15 protein-coding genes and 1 riboswitch are annotated in these 13,690 nt (G+C 43.0%); of the genes, 1 reads left to right on the forward strand and 14 read right to left on the reverse strand.

Annotation, left to right across the window (positions count from 1 at the left end):
* Positions 1-4: 4 nt before the first annotated feature.
* The 5 genes from ABEQ24_RS21170 to ABEQ24_RS21190 form a co-directional block, all read right to left on the reverse strand.
* Entirely contained in the window at positions 5-1,201 is a 1,197-nt protein-coding gene (locus ABEQ24_RS21170) for a bifunctional 3,4-dihydroxy-2-butanone-4-phosphate synthase/GTP cyclohydrolase II (RefSeq protein WP_430008630.1), read from the reverse strand.
* Positions 1,202-1,215: 14 nt separating this feature from the next.
* On the reverse strand, positions 1,216-1,860 hold the full coding sequence (ribE, locus tag ABEQ24_RS21175) for a riboflavin synthase (RefSeq protein WP_430008631.1): 645 nt from the start codon (positions 1,858-1,860) through the stop codon (positions 1,216-1,218).
* Between the two features lie 7 nt (positions 1,861-1,867).
* On the reverse strand, positions 1,868-2,956 hold the full coding sequence (gene ribD / locus ABEQ24_RS21180) for a bifunctional diaminohydroxyphosphoribosylaminopyrimidine deaminase/5-amino-6-(5-phosphoribosylamino)uracil reductase RibD (RefSeq protein WP_430008632.1): 1,089 nt from the start codon (positions 2,954-2,956) through the stop codon (positions 1,868-1,870).
* 146 nt (positions 2,957-3,102) lie between these two features.
* A riboswitch (FMN riboswitch) is annotated at positions 3,103-3,248 on the reverse strand.
* A gap of 386 nt (positions 3,249-3,634) precedes the next feature.
* Positions 3,635-4,549: a nuclease-related domain-containing protein gene (locus tag ABEQ24_RS21185; protein ID WP_430008633.1), complete on the reverse strand. Its 915-nt coding sequence runs from the start codon at positions 4,547-4,549 to the stop codon at positions 3,635-3,637.
* A gap of 172 nt (positions 4,550-4,721) precedes the next feature.
* Positions 4,722-5,156 carry a peptidylprolyl isomerase gene (locus ABEQ24_RS21190; RefSeq protein WP_430008634.1) on the reverse strand — a complete coding sequence of 145 codons (435 nt, stop codon included), beginning with the start codon at positions 5,154-5,156 and terminating at the stop codon, positions 4,722-4,724.
* 193 nt (positions 5,157-5,349) lie between these two features.
* Between ABEQ24_RS21190 and ABEQ24_RS21195 the strand changes: the two genes are divergently transcribed.
* Complete coding sequence (locus ABEQ24_RS21195; protein ID WP_430008635.1) at positions 5,350-6,231, forward strand: DUF1002 domain-containing protein; 882 nt, start codon at positions 5,350-5,352, stop codon at positions 6,229-6,231.
* A gap of 42 nt (positions 6,232-6,273) precedes the next feature.
* Here the strand turns inward: ABEQ24_RS21195 and lysA are convergent, their stop codons facing one another.
* From lysA to sigF, 9 genes are all read right to left on the reverse strand, one after another.
* A complete protein-coding gene (lysA, locus tag ABEQ24_RS21200) occupies positions 6,274-7,596 on the reverse strand; it encodes a diaminopimelate decarboxylase (RefSeq protein WP_430008636.1) in 1,323 nt (440 codons plus the stop codon).
* A 138-nt stretch (positions 7,597-7,734) separates the two neighbouring features.
* Positions 7,735-9,210: a spore germination protein gene (locus ABEQ24_RS21205; RefSeq protein WP_430008637.1), complete on the reverse strand. Its 1,476-nt coding sequence runs from the start codon at positions 9,208-9,210 to the stop codon at positions 7,735-7,737.
* Positions 9,170-9,775, reverse strand: a complete 606-nt coding sequence (locus tag ABEQ24_RS21210) for a stage V sporulation protein AE (protein WP_430008638.1) — start codon at positions 9,773-9,775, stop codon at positions 9,170-9,172. Before ABEQ24_RS21210 ends, ABEQ24_RS21205 begins: the two co-directional genes overlap by 41 nt.
* A gap of 9 nt (positions 9,776-9,784) precedes the next feature.
* Positions 9,785-10,135 (reverse strand): stage V sporulation protein AE, encoded by a 351-nt coding sequence (gene spoVAE, locus ABEQ24_RS21215; protein WP_430008639.1) that lies wholly within the window; start codon positions 10,133-10,135, stop codon positions 9,785-9,787.
* Positions 10,135-11,157 carry a stage V sporulation protein AD gene (spoVAD, locus tag ABEQ24_RS21220; protein ID WP_430008640.1) on the reverse strand — a complete coding sequence of 341 codons (1,023 nt, stop codon included), beginning with the start codon at positions 11,155-11,157 and terminating at the stop codon, positions 10,135-10,137. The genes spoVAE and spoVAD overlap by 1 nt, the downstream gene beginning before the upstream one ends.
* An 18-nt stretch (positions 11,158-11,175) precedes the next feature.
* Positions 11,176-11,631: a stage V sporulation protein AC gene (gene spoVAC, locus ABEQ24_RS21225; RefSeq protein ID WP_430008641.1), complete on the reverse strand. Its 456-nt coding sequence runs from the start codon at positions 11,629-11,631 to the stop codon at positions 11,176-11,178.
* 19 nt (positions 11,632-11,650) lie between these two features.
* Positions 11,651-12,073, reverse strand: coding sequence for a stage V sporulation protein AB (locus tag ABEQ24_RS21230; RefSeq protein WP_430008642.1), 423 nt, complete (start codon positions 12,071-12,073; stop codon positions 11,651-11,653).
* Positions 12,063-12,683: a stage V sporulation protein AA gene (locus ABEQ24_RS21235; RefSeq protein ID WP_430008643.1), complete on the reverse strand. Its 621-nt coding sequence runs from the start codon at positions 12,681-12,683 to the stop codon at positions 12,063-12,065. The genes ABEQ24_RS21230 and ABEQ24_RS21235 overlap by 11 nt, the downstream gene beginning before the upstream one ends.
* 244 nt (positions 12,684-12,927) lie before the next feature.
* Complete coding sequence (gene sigF, locus ABEQ24_RS21240; RefSeq protein ID WP_070877612.1) at positions 12,928-13,686, reverse strand: RNA polymerase sporulation sigma factor SigF; 759 nt, start codon at positions 13,684-13,686, stop codon at positions 12,928-12,930.
* Between the last annotated feature and the right edge of the window lie 4 nt (positions 13,687-13,690).

Below are 13,690 nucleotides of genomic sequence, written 5' to 3' on the forward strand. Positions count from 1 at the left end.
CCGATTATAAGTTTAATAAGTGTCCAAGTTTACTATGCTTTGTTTTCATGTAGCCTTCATTTTCTTTCTTAGATGGCATTTGAATAGGCACGCGGTCAACTACTGCGAGGCCATACCCTTCAAGTCCGGCTATTTTTCTGGGATTGTTTGTCAGCAGCTTCATTTTTGAAACGCCAAGATCTCTTAAGATTTGAGCCCCGATCCCATATTCTCTTAAATCATCAGCAAATCCAAGCTTGTGATTGGCTTCTACTGTATCGTACCCTTCTTCCTGCAGTGCATAAGCCTTCATTTTATTCAGCAGGCCGATGCCCCTGCCTTCCTGTCTCATATACAAGAGGATGCCGCTGCCGGCTTCCTCGATTTGAGCAAGCGCTGCATGCAGCTGCGGACCGCAGTCGCACCGGTTCGACCCAAATACATCTCCAGTCAGACATTCAGAGTGAACACGGACAAGAGTCGGCTTATCTTCTGAAATCTCCCCCTTAACAAGGGCAATATGTTCTTTTCCGTCGAGGATATTTGAATATCCGACTGCCCTGAACATGCCGAATTCAGTCGGGAGTTTTATATCCGCTTCTCTTTTCACGAGAGCATCTGACATATTGCGGTAATGAATTAGGTCCTTGATAGTAATCATTTTCAAATCAAGCTCTCTGGCAATTTCAATTAAATCAGGAACCCGTGCCATTTCGCCGTCTTCTTTAATAATTTCACAAATTACGCCGACCGGGCTCACTCCGCAGAGTTTAGCCAGATCAACCGCTGCCTCTGTATGTCCTGCTCTTCTTAAAACTCCGCCCTCTTTTGCAATGAGAGGGAAAATATGGCCGGGTCTTTTAAAATCAAGCGGCTCTGCATCTTCTTTTAATATAGCTTTAATGGTTTCTGAGCGTTCTGATGCACTGATTCCCGTTTTGGTTGTTTTGTAATCAATACTGATCGTAAAGGCTGTGCCATGCGGATCTGTATTGTCATTTACCATAGGATGAAAATTAAACTTTTCAGCATATTCCTCTGTGAGAGGCACACAAACAAGCCCTCTGCCATGTTTAATCATGAAGTTAATAACTTCAGGCGTTGCATACTCAGCAAGCGAAATAAAATCTCCTTCGTTTTCGCGGTCTTCATCATCTACTACGATGACTGTTTTACCAAGTTTCAAATCGTCTAACGCTTCTTTAATGGTATGAAATGCCATGATGATCCCCCATTCTAATAAAAACCATTTTCTTTTAGAAAGTCCGGTGTTAAAGACGAAGATTTTGAATCTGACTGCATCACAAACTTTTTGACATATTTTCCGAGCATATCGCATTCAACATTTACGGTATCCCCTGCCTTTTTGCCGCCTAGAACGGTTTCAGACAATGTGTGGGGAATAATTGATACCGTAACTTTTTCATCCTCTAAACCAAATATAGTCAGGCTGATGCCGTCAATGGCTATCGAACCTTTCATGACTAATGATGACGTTATTTCTTTACTCACCTTGATCTCATAGTAGACCGCATTGGCTGAAGGCTTTTTGCGGATGATGATTCCGGTGCCGTCCACATGCCCTGTTACAAAGTGGCCTCCGAATCGTCCTTTCGCGGACATCGCCCGCTCCAGATTGACGGATGAACCAGTCTTGAGCGAATTCAAGGAAGTTGCTTTGACCGTTTCGGGCATCACATCCACTGTAAACGATCCAGAAGTGTAGGCTGTTACTGTTAAACAAACGCCATTAACGGAAATACTGTCTCCGAGGTTCACATCATCTAAAATTTTCTCTGCTTGGATGGTCATTTCAATCGCACTCTCTGTTCCCTGCATTCTCTCGATTGTCCCTATTTCCTCAATGATTCCTGTAAACATTTCCTTTTCACCCCTCTTTTTTTACACAGACTAGTTTAAGATCATCTCCGAGTACCTCAGTTTCTTTTATTCTTAGTCGAATCGCCTCATTTATACGGCTGAAGCCTGCACCGGCTACTGCAGGAGGGGCCTCTTTTCCGCCGATGAGCATCGGGGCAGTATAACTCACCACTTGATTGAAGAGCCCGCTTTCTATAAAACTGCCATGAATGGAGGCGCCGCCCTCTACGAAGAGGGATGTGATGTTTCTTTCTCCCAGCAGGTGAAGAAGACTTTCAATCTCAATAGCCGGAGTATTCATTTGGATGATAACTGCGTTTTTCTTTTGAAAAGACTCTATTCTCTCAGAAGCAACTTCACTGCCGGTAATAATCCATACAGGTGAAAGGCCATCGTTGACCAAAGCAGCGGTTTCAGGAGTTCTAAGGTGCGTATCCAAAACAATTCTGACTGGCTGCTTTTTCGTGTTTTCAAGCCGGCAAGTCAGGGATGGATCATCTTTTAACACCGTTTCCACTCCAGCTAAAATCGCATCGTGAAATTCCCGGTATTTATGAACATCTTTCCTTGCGGAGTCACCTGTAATCCACTTGCTTTCACCTGTGACAGTAGCCGTTTTTCCATCAAGGCTGCCTGCCCATTTTAATGTGACAAAAGGACGTTTCGTTTGAATGTAATGGAAAAAAACGTTATTCAGCTCTTCTGCTTCGTTATTTAACACGCCTGAAATCACTTCAATTCCAGCCTCTTGAAGCTTCTTTATTCCTCTTCCTGCTACTAGCGGATTCGGGTCTTCCGCTGCAACAACCACTCTTTTCACCTTTGAAGAAATGAGCAGGTCAGCACACGGAGGTGTTTTCCCGTGATGACTGCAAGGCTCAAGCGTCACATAGACGGTTGAGTCCTCAGCTTGTGAGCCTGCCATTCTTAGAGCATGAACTTCAGCATGAGGTTCGCCTGCTTTTAAATGGGCGCCCATTCCGATGATCTGTCCATTTTTCACTACAACAGCTCCAACGAGAGGGTTAGGACTTGTCTGTCCGGAACCTTGTTCTGCGAGCTGAAGGGCCACTTTCATATAATCCTGATCATTCAATGCACTGTCCCCCTTAGAATAAAAATAAAAAAGCCCAAGGTAATAACTACCTGGGGCTTTGTAAGGGATTTCAGTCACATATGCATGCCAAACAAGAGTACTATTCATCTGTTTTTTCAGAAAAATAATACCCGCGCGTTCACATTGTGTTCCTTCTCCCATCCAGACTGTACTGTCGGCTCCAGATTTTCACTAGATCCACCGTCCGCAATAAATGCAGCCGGGTCACGGACTTAAAAGCTTTTGCTTTATCACCGCCGGTTGGGAATTTCACCCTGCCCCGAAGGAATTCAATGAATATTAAATTTTCCTTTATCCTATCTTATCGGGATATCTGAAAGAATGCAATGATTTAATCTCTACGTTATGTGATGGGAGATTGGCGGGAATGACCATTTTATTATTTCATTTTGGATAGCAGCTGATTTTAGAGAGGATGCATTTTTGCTTTTGGTACCCTCTATTCCTTGTCCCCCCCATTTATAGGGATGCATTTTCGCTTCTTGGCAGCCTATATCCCTGGCCTTCCCTTTTATAGGGATGCATTTTTGCTTTTTGGTACCCTCTATTCCTTGTCCCCCCATTTATAGGGATGCATTTTTGCTTCTTGGTACCCTGTATCCCTAGCCCTCTCTTTTATAGGGGTACATTTTGATTTTTAATTCCAATTATCTTTACTCACACCTGTTTAGATACATAATGCGAGAATTTACCGTATCCAACCCTATCATAATGTTCATTCAGAATTTTACGTATTGTCTTTTTAGATTGGATTATTTCACACCAATCATGAATTTGGTCGGTTGTCATCTTTCTATCTGGAAACAACAATCTGAATTCTTCAATGTTGCGGAGGACGGCGGGTAAATACGCTTCTCTCAGTTGACATTTGTCACATGTAAAATATGACCGCTTTAAAGAGGAATAACGAGAATGACAAGACCTGTAAACAACCCCCTTCCCGACTAAATCATACTCATACTCCGGCAGGCGCTCAAAAGGAGATTTCTCCAGGTGAAGTGCCAAAAGCTTCTCCGCAAGCTTCGAGTGAATTCCTTTCATGGTACCTTCATTATTCTTTTTTAATGTTTTTGCAAATCTGTTCAATTGAGAATGAAAAATGATAGGGTGTGAGGACGATGCTTGATAGAGGTGAAACCCAGGATTGATAAAAACCAGGATGGCTTCCACTGGAAACTGGAAAAGGTGTTCCTGCAGCAAGATTCTAAAAAGCGTATCGTTTCTCTTCAGCTGCAGCAAGGGATTTTTGACTTCTTTTTTTACTGAAGTGAGCCACTTTTCCTGATCCAGGTGATAGTCGCCTTCAAAGTTCTTCACTTCAAATAAGTAAAGTTTTTGAGGCGTAAGGTACAAGGAATCGATCTGGTAAGTTGTGAGGTTTGTCTGCAGGAGCAGATCACTCAGGATGATTCCGTTTCCCCGGTTTTGCTTGAGCCAGGTCTCAAACTGCTTTTCTCCTTCAAATCCTTTTTCAAGGTTAAGATAATGGCTTGTTTCTATTGCATTCAAATCCATTCGGCTATTCAGCCTCCGGTACATCAGCAGCTCTTTTAACTCGCAAAGATCTTTCACTTGTTATTACCTCCTTTTTTTCAGCGTATAACAAGAAGTAAATTCCATCAAATCCTAAAAACCGAATTTTCCGCGAATAAAAAAGCGCAGGCTCCGCTAATGGTACTGAAGGAAACTGCCATAATAATGCATATAAAAAAGCCGCCCCGCAAAGGACAGCTTTAAACCATTCTTATTCTTCCCAGACTTTAACTTCTTTCATAACATCGCCTTGCTTGATTTTATAAATGTTGTCCAGGCCTTCAACCACTTGGCCGAAAACAGTGTGAACGCCATTTAAATGAGGCTGCGGCTCGTGAACGATGAAGAACTGGCTGCCGCCTGTGTCTTTTCCTGCATGAGCCATTGATAATGCTCCTGCTACGTGCTTGTGAGGGTTTCCTGCTGTTTCACATTTAATAGAGTAGCCAGGGCCGCCAGCGCCTGTTCCCGTCGGATCTCCGCCTTGTGCAACAAAGCCCGGAATAACACGGTGGAAGTTTACTCCGTTGTAGAAGCCTTCGTTTGCAAGCTTCTCAAAGTTTTCAACTGTTTTTGGCGCTGCCTCAGGATAAAATTCGATCACTAATTGATCGCCATTTTCCATTGTAATTTGACCTTTTTTCATATGTATGAAACCTCCTGCTTCTTTTTTTCGTCTAATAGACTGAACGTTATTTATTCTACTATAATACGTTCAAGAAAGCCAAGGAGATCGTCTGCCGCCGCACCAAGAAGAGGCAACAGCCAAAAAACTCTGTCGCCAATCAGGAAAAAATACTATAATGAAGGTTGCTGTCATGAACTAAGGAGGTCTTTTTTTGAAAAAGATATTGGTTTCGATTATGGCATTTGCATTATTTGCTTTCCCGACAATCGGGCTTGCAGATGCAGCTGCCGGTGATAAAATTATCACACTCGGAAAGAACTTAACAGAAGAACAGAAGCAGTCTATGCTTAGCGAGATGGGCGCTGATGACAATTCACAGGTTATTGAAGTGACGAATGAAGAGGAACATAAATATTTAGGAAACTACATTCCTAAAGCCCAGATTGGAACAAAGGCGATTTCATCATCAGCCATTACAATCGAAAAAAGCGGGTCAGGTCTTGAAGTAGATACAAAAAATATTAATTGGGTAACAGACGAAATGTACTTGAATGCCCTGATGACAGCTGGTGTGAAGGATGCTACGATTCAGGTTACGGCTCCTTTTGAAGTTTCGGGAACAGCGGCACTGACCGGATTATTAAAAGCATACGAAGTTACTTCTGATGAAGCCATTCCAGAAGAAGTTAAGCAGGTGGCAAATGAAGAGCTTGTCAAAACAGCAGAGCTTGGAGATAAAGTCGGCGAAGAAAATGCGAGTGCGCTTATGGCGAAAATCAAAGAAGATATCGCAAGTAATGGCGTGCCAAAAACAGATGCGGAATTCCGCGAATTAATTGAAAAAGCGGCAAGCGACCTTGGCATCACTCTGTCAGAAGAAGAAATTAACAGTCTTGTTGAATTGTTTAACAAAATGAAAGAAGTCAACGTTGACTGGGATCAAGTCGGACAGCAGCTTGATAAAGCAAAAGATAAGATTTCTAATTTTATAGATTCAGAGGAAGGACAAAACTTCCTTGACCAGCTGAAGGAGTTTTTCATTGCCCTGTGGAATGCGATCATCTCTATTTTCAGCAATAAAGATAATGCATAACCCGTAAAAAAGACGAGCCCGCGGGCTCGTCTTTTTTTTATCTTACCTTTGCGTCACTTTTGATTTTAATGGGAGATCAAGCGCAACTAAATCCTGATATGTTTCTCTTTTTATCACAAGCTGTTCATCCCCGTTTTCAGCAAAAACAACCGGCGGACGCGGAATGCGGTTATAATTGTTCGCCATGGAGTATCCGTATGCTCCAGTACAGAATACTGCCAGCAGATCGTCGGGGTTTGCTTTTGGAAGAGGCAGATCCCAAATCAGCATATCTCCGCTTTCGCAGCATTTTCCTGCGATTGAAACAGACTCATCATTTTTATCATTCATGCGGTTTGCAAGCGCCGCTTCATATTTTGCCTGATAGAGGGCAGGGCGAATGTTATCGCTCATTCCGCCGTCAACTGATACATACTTGCGGATATTCGGCACTTCTTTTTCAGACCCGATGGAATAGATGGTTGTTCCGGCATCGCCAACAAGTGAACGGCCCGGTTCAATCCAGATTTCCGGCATCGCAATGCCGCTTTCAGCCACAAGACCTTTTATGCTTTCAACGATTTTTTCAACATAATAAGTAGCCGGAAGCGGTTCATCCTCATCTGTATAGCGGATGCCAAACCCGCCGCCCAAGTTCACTACTTTAGGTTCATAGCTGAAGGTATCTCTCCAAAAGCTGACTTTGGTGAAGATTTTTTCTGCCGCAAGAACGAAACCGGTTGCATCAAAGATTTGTGATCCAATGTGGCAATGGTACCCGAGCATATTGAAGGCAGATGAAGAAAGTACAGTTTCCATCGCACGTTCTACTTGACCATTTTGCAGATCAAACCCAAATTTAGAATCTTCTTGACCAGTAGTTATATAGTCATGCGTATGCGCTTCTACTCCAGGAGTAACCCTGAGCAGAATCGGCACAACTGTCTTTTCTTGTGCAGCAAGTTCTTTCAGAAGCTCTATTTCGTGAAAATTATCAACAACGATACAGCCTATTTTCAGCTTGATCGCCATTTTTAATTCTTCTTTACTTTTATTATTTCCATGAAAGTGGATTCTATCAGCCGGGAATCCCGCTGTAACAGCCGTATAAAGCTCTCCCCCTGAAACAACATCCAGTGATAATCCCTCTTCTTCAACCAGCTGAAACATCGCAACGGATGAAAAGGCTTTGCTTGCATAGGCGACCTGCGCTTTTACTCCAAGCTTTTCAAATGCATTTTTAAAGCTTCTCGCACGGTCGCGAATAAGCGCAACATCATAGATGTACAAGGGTGTTCCATATTTCGCTGCCAGTCCGGCCGCATCGACTCCGCCGATTTCAAGATGATTCTGCTCGTTAACTTTACTGCTTCCATGTAAGAACAATTTAACATTCCCTCTTTCATCTCGGGTAAAAAGGACAAAAAGACAGTCGCTGACACGTGGCTTTAACAACTGTCCTTTTATTCGTTTCCTTCAGGTAAATTAAACTTACAATATCACAAAAGCCATGTACTTTCAATCTCAGCGAGGCTGTTTTCTCACATTTTGGGGATGAACAATACTAGGCCTGATTTTCGCTCCAGGCACAGATGTGCGGATAAGAATCTGCCAGAACGCCTTCGGATTAAATGGAAGGAACGGCCATAGGTATGGCGTATTCAGAGAGCGGATGTGCGTCAGGAATAAAAAGATGGCGGTTGCGCCAATGACCAGTCCTTCTGCCTTGAATAAAGCAACTGACAGCAGCAGGACAAGCCGCATCATTTTATTGGCGATGCTGAGCTCATAGCTTGGGGTGGCAAACGTGCCGATGGCAGCAATGGCCACATATAAAATGACTTCCGGTACAAAAAGTCCCACATCAATTGCAATTTGTCCGATCAATGCCGCTGCAATTAATCCCATTGCAACAGAAAGAGCGGTTGGTGTATGGATGGCTGCCATCCTTAAAAATTCGATCCCCAGATCCGCCATGAATATTTGCACGACAATCGGTATATTCTTTTGCTCATTAGGCCCGATATAGGCAATGTTCTCCGGCAATAAAGAAGGCTGAAGCACATACATAAACCACAAAGGAACGATTAGGATTGAACCGATAATCCCAAGGAAGCGAACCCACCTTAAAAACGTTCCGACAGCAGGCGCCTGGCGGTACTCTTCTGCATGCTGCACATGATGGAAAAAGGTTGTCGGGGTAATAATCACACTTGGCGATGTATCCACAATAATTAATACATGGCCTTCTAATAAATGATTGGCTGCTACATCCGCCCGCTCAGTATATCTGACAAGCGGAAAAGGATTATACCCCTGCTTGACCAAAAATTCTTCGACCGTTTTATCAGCCATAGTCAGACCATCAATTTTAATTGTTTCAAGTTCTTTTTTAACTACTTCTATCAAATTTGGGTCAGCGACATCTTCTATGTAACAAAGACAGATATCCGTTTTAGAACGCTCACCGACCTTCATCATCGAATACCTTAAGCGTTCATCCCTGATTCTTCTTCGGATAAGCGCTGTATTCACAATGATATTCTCTACAAATCCGTCTCTTGATCCCCTTACGACTTTTTCAGTATCCGGTTCCTCAGGATTTCTGCCGGGATAGCTCCTTACATCGACAACCAGCCCGTAATCGCACCCTTCAATCATAAAGACAACAAGGCCTGAGAGTACTTGATCAACCGCTTCATCGATCGTTTTGATCCTTTGAACCTGCTGATTCACTAAGCGGTTTTCTACGATTTCGTTTACTTTCATCTTCTCGTGTTCATAATCATTTATTTCAATTATTTCTTTTAAAAGCTGAATGATGTAGGAGGTATCGCAAAGTCCATTGACATAATATAAATTCACGCCAATGCCCATTACAGTAATTTTTCGGACACCTAAGTCAAAACTCTGATTTAACCCTACATGATTTTTAAAATAATTCTCATTTACAACGAGCTTAGGAGAGATTGATGTCTTTTGTTTCACGTTTTCGCTCATCTGCCATGCCGCTCCTTTCAAGAATCAGTTCTACCGCCTTCATAGTTATCGGTGACCCATGATCTAAACTGTCTTTACGGGCCATTTTACCGATGTCCCCAATCCCGACAATGATCGGTACATCCAGTTTGTCAAGGCAATACACCGTATCTCCAGTCATTTTTCCCACTTCAAATTCACGGATGCCGCTCTTATCCACTCCGTACTCAGAGACAAGTCCGTCACGGTCAATGGAAACGTCAATATTCGTCCACTCTGATCCGTGCGTTTTTGCTGCAACTGCGATTACACCAAGCACATCAACCTGCGGATGTTCCGCCACGTACTGCATGGCTCTTTCACCTGGTCCCTCTTCTAATAAACCGCAATCATCAAACATGACAAAAACAGGGTCGTAAGGGGTTTTCAAAATTAACTTCACAATCTCAGGCCCCGTTAAAAAAGTTGGATTGCCTTTTGACTGAGAGATGCACCGCCCGCCGATCTGCTTTGCAGCATACGCAATGGTTTTAGCTGCATAAACATCCCCGTCTGTTACTAATATGACCCTTCTCGTTTCTGTCATTGGATGATCTTATCCTTTCGGCTTGAAAATAATTGCTACAAAAAATGCAAAGACAATTGCTGAAGAAATCCCCGCTGATGTCAATTCAAAAATTCCGATTCCGATTCCAATAATGCCGTGTTCATCTGCCTGATGCATTGCACCATGAAGCAAAGAATGTCCGAAGCTTGTAATGGGAACAGTTGCCCCTGCCCCGGCAAATTTAATAAAATTATCATAGATCCCAAAGCCGTCAAGAATGGCACCAGCTACAACAAACGAACTCATGACATGAGCCGGTGTCAATTTTGCCACGTCTAGGAGCAGCTGGCCGATGACGCATATTGCTCCCCCTACTACAAAAGCTATTAAGTATTCCATTATCCGATCACACCCCTGTTCACACGTTCAAACACTACGCCATGAGCTATAGTCGGTATCGACTCTTTTTGCTGAATCATTGTCGGACTAAGCAGTGCACCTGTTGCAACAACCATCACACGATTAAGGTTTCCGCTTTTCAGTTCATTAAAAATGTGGCTGTAAGTGACAACTGCAGAACACCCGCATCCGCTTCCGCCTGCAAAAACATTTTGATCAGGGCGGTAAATCATCAATCCGCAGTCATTATGATTTGCATACACGTCGTAGCCCTCTTCTTTCAGCAGGTCCTTTAGAATCGGGCTTCCGACAGATGCCAAATCTCCTGTCACAATCAAATCGTAATCTTCAGGCTTCGTGTTCAAATCTTTAAAATGCTGTGCGATCGTATCGGCAGCTGCGGGCGCCATCGCGGACCCCATATCAAATGGGTCTGTAATCCCAAGATCTGCCACTCTTCCTATCGTTGCCGAAGTAATCATAATGTCACTCGGATCACGGCTTACGATGACAGCCCCTGAGCCTGAAATGGTGGATTGTGCCGTATCCGGTTTTTGCCCGCCATATTCTGTTGGATAACGAAATTGTCTTTCAGCTGTTGCATTATGGCTGCTCGTAGCTGCCATTACGCGATTTGCAAATCCCCCGTCTACAAGCGCTGAGCTTACAGCAAGCGTTTCCATTGATGTTGAACAGGCACCGAACATACATAGAAAAGGAATCTTATTTTGTCTGGCTGTATAATTTGCCGTCACGTTTTGGTTTAATAGATCTCCAGCAAGGAAAAAGTCGATGTCCTCTTTCGTATAATTTCCTTTTTTCAACGCATGTTCAATCGCATCTTCCATTAAACGCCTTTCCGCAAGCTCCCAATTATCCTGATCACAGTGAAGATTATCATACGTTTTGTCATATAATTTCCCAAATGGCCCATCAGCTTCTTTCGGACCGACAGCAGTACCGCTAGCCTGCACGTAAATCTGATTCTCAAATTGCCATGTCTGCTTTCCAGTCAACCTCATTGCAAAGACACCTCCTCGTTAAAATGCCAAACCATATAGATACCGGATAATTCCAACAACGTACGCAGCAACAACCCCAAAAACAATAACTGAGCCTGCCAGTTTAAACATGTTCGTAGCCACACCGAGAACTAATCCCTCACTGCGGTGCTCAAGTGCCGCACTTGTCATGGAGTTTGCAAATCCAGTAACAGGAACAGCTGACCCCGCACCGGCAAACTGTCCGATGCGGTCATAAATACCAAAGCCAGTCAGCAGTGCTGAAATGAGAATTAAAGTGGCTACAGTCGGGTTCCCCGCTGTTTTTTCAGTAAAATCAAAAAAGGTCATATACATATTCTGGATAGCCTGCCCTAAGGTGCAAATCAGGCCTCCAACAACGAAAGCCTTTATGCAGTTCAAAAGATAAGGCGGTTTAGGCTGATAGGTTTTTATGTTGTTTTTATAATCGTCTTTCAATTTTGAGGTACTCATTTCTTTCTCCTCTCATGTCTTATTGGTCAACAAAATAAAGCCAGTGAAACAGTGAGCCTGCTACTTTGCCAAAAACGATGGCCATCAAAAGAATCACGATTTTATCAGCAATTCCAATCCGCTTAGCCATAATTGGAAAGACATTTAAAACTTCTGTCAGCGCGGCTGCAAGCATTCCGATAAAAATTCCATTAATTAATCCAATCGGCACCAGAAAATACTCTGATAAATATAGCTTGGAGTCTCTGAGACTTAACCAGCCCCCAGTAATGGCACCGGCTACGATGGCCCATTCATAAGCTTGAATCAGATCAACTGTTTTTGTCAGCTGCGTTAACCTCGGTATGATGCCGAGCACAGTTAAAAAGGCTACAAAGCCAGAGCCGACTGCAAGACCTCCCGAGAGTCCGATGAAAATGGTGAACAGAATATTAATTGTCATCAATTTTCTTCATGCTCTCTTTATTTTCTTTCATAGATACGTACATATCCATATCAAGCTGATAGTTGAACATTTCTACCTCAAGAGGACTTGGCTCTTCATTAATTCTTTTCTTGAAAAGGTGATTGAAGAAAAGAATCATCCCTAATCCGAGGCCAATTGAATATGGAACCTGCAGGAGAAGAGGATGTTCTGATGTCTCACCTGTGATAATGGTATAAAGACGCTTATGCACAAGCTGCATGCTGACATCTTCGTGAAAATTCATAATCGCGAGAGCTGCACCCACAAATAGCAGCAGCCAGACGAGCGCGAATAAAACAGGAGAATACGTCTTCTTTTGATAGACAATTTCAACAATCGTCTGTGCCGGTCCAACTGCCTGAACATCTATATCAGGATCTGTTTTATGTACTTCAGACAGCACGCGCATGACATCAATCACAACAATGTTTTTGTCGCTGGGCTGTACTTTGTGGACCTCAAGTTCTCCAATCATGCCGCGAAGCTGCTCTCCGGCAACTATCTGAGCAATCTTAGAGACGGTTATACAATCGTCCGGATGGACTTGTACGCGATGACGCAGTCTGATGTACACCGTTTTTTCCATCACATTTCACTTCCTGAAAATAGGATTGTATCTGTAGTATGCATTGGAAGAATTTATATCATGCAGATTGCGGGTGGTCCATTAATTACCAAAGGGTTCGTTGGTGCAGTGATTCTCGGAAAAGGCTTCTTACTCGCCGGACTGCTTCATGAATTCAATGCTTAAAAAAAGTATGCCCGCTTATACTGCATTTATTTTCTAAAAACAAAAAAGACACATCCATTTCGGACATGCCTTTTCCATATTATTGATCCATTCGGTCTTTCATCTGCTGAAGAATTTTCTTCTCGAGTCTCGAAACTTGAACTTGTGATATGCCCAGTCTCTCAGCAACTTCTGATTGTGTCTGGTCTTTGTAATACCTTAAATAAACAATCAGCTTTTCACGTTCATCAAGTTCTTTGATTGCATCTTTAAGGACAATTTTATCAAACCATTTCGTCTCTCCTGAATCAGCGATTTGATCAAGGAGTGTGATTGGGTCACCGTCATTTTCATAAACGGTTTCATGGATGGAGGAAGGTGCGCGTACCGCTTCTTGTGCAAGAACGACTTCTTCGGATGTGATTTCAAGGTAGGCTGCAATTTCAGAAACAGTCGGCACCTTGCCCAATGATTTGGATAAATCATCTTTGGCCCTTCTGATTTTATTGCCTAATTCTTTCAGGGAACGGCTCACTTTTACTGTGCCGTCATCTCTGATAAAGCGCTGAATTTCACCAATAATCATCGGTACAGCATAGGTTGAGAATTTTACATCGTAGGATAAATCAAACTTATCAACCGATTTCAAAAGGCCGATGCAGCCAATTTGAAACAGGTCATCCGCTTCATAGCCCCGATTTAAAAACCTCTGAACAACAGACCACACTAGACGCATGTTTTTCTCAACAATGGTATCTCTGGCTGTTTGATCGCCCTGCTGGCTGCGCTTAATCAACTCTTTCACTTCATGGTCCTTTAACTGTGTTTTTGAGATATCGTTCTTGACCTCCACATCCATAGCA

The organism is Metabacillus idriensis (assembly GCF_050483325.1).
Lineage (GTDB): Bacteria > Bacillota > Bacilli > Bacillales > Bacillaceae > Bacillus_P > Bacillus_P idriensis_A.

Coding starts and splice junctions, on each gene's coding strand:
- spoVAD (WP_430008640.1), bottom strand. CDS start 11,157: ATGAGGTTGACTGGAAAGCAGACATGGCAATTTGAGAATCAGATTTAC.
- ribE (WP_430008631.1), bottom strand. CDS start 1,860: ATGTTTACAGGAATCATTGAGGAAATAGGGACAATCGAGAGAATGCAG.
- spoVAE (WP_430008639.1), bottom strand. CDS start 10,135: ATGGAATACTTAATAGCTTTTGTAGTAGGGGGAGCAATATGCGTCATC.
- sigF (WP_070877612.1), bottom strand. CDS start 13,686: ATGGATGTGGAGGTCAAGAACGATATCTCAAAAACACAGTTAAAGGAC.
- ABEQ24_RS21205 (WP_430008637.1), bottom strand. CDS start 9,210: ATGAGCGAAAACGTGAAACAAAAGACATCAATCTCTCCTAAGCTCGTT.
- ABEQ24_RS21210 (WP_430008638.1), bottom strand. CDS start 9,775: ATGACAGAAACGAGAAGGGTCATATTAGTAACAGACGGGGATGTTTAT.
- ABEQ24_RS21235 (WP_430008643.1), bottom strand. CDS start 12,683: ATGGAAAAAACGGTGTACATCAGACTGCGTCATCGCGTACAAGTCCAT.
- ABEQ24_RS21170 (WP_430008630.1), bottom strand. CDS start 1,201: ATGGCATTTCATACCATTAAAGAAGCGTTAGACGATTTGAAACTTGGT.
- spoVAC (WP_430008641.1), bottom strand. CDS start 11,631: ATGAGTACCTCAAAATTGAAAGACGATTATAAAAACAACATAAAAACC.
- ABEQ24_RS21190 (WP_430008634.1), bottom strand. CDS start 5,156: ATGAAAAAAGGTCAAATTACAATGGAAAATGGCGATCAATTAGTGATC.
- ABEQ24_RS21230 (WP_430008642.1), bottom strand. CDS start 12,073: ATGACAATTAATATTCTGTTCACCATTTTCATCGGACTCTCGGGAGGT.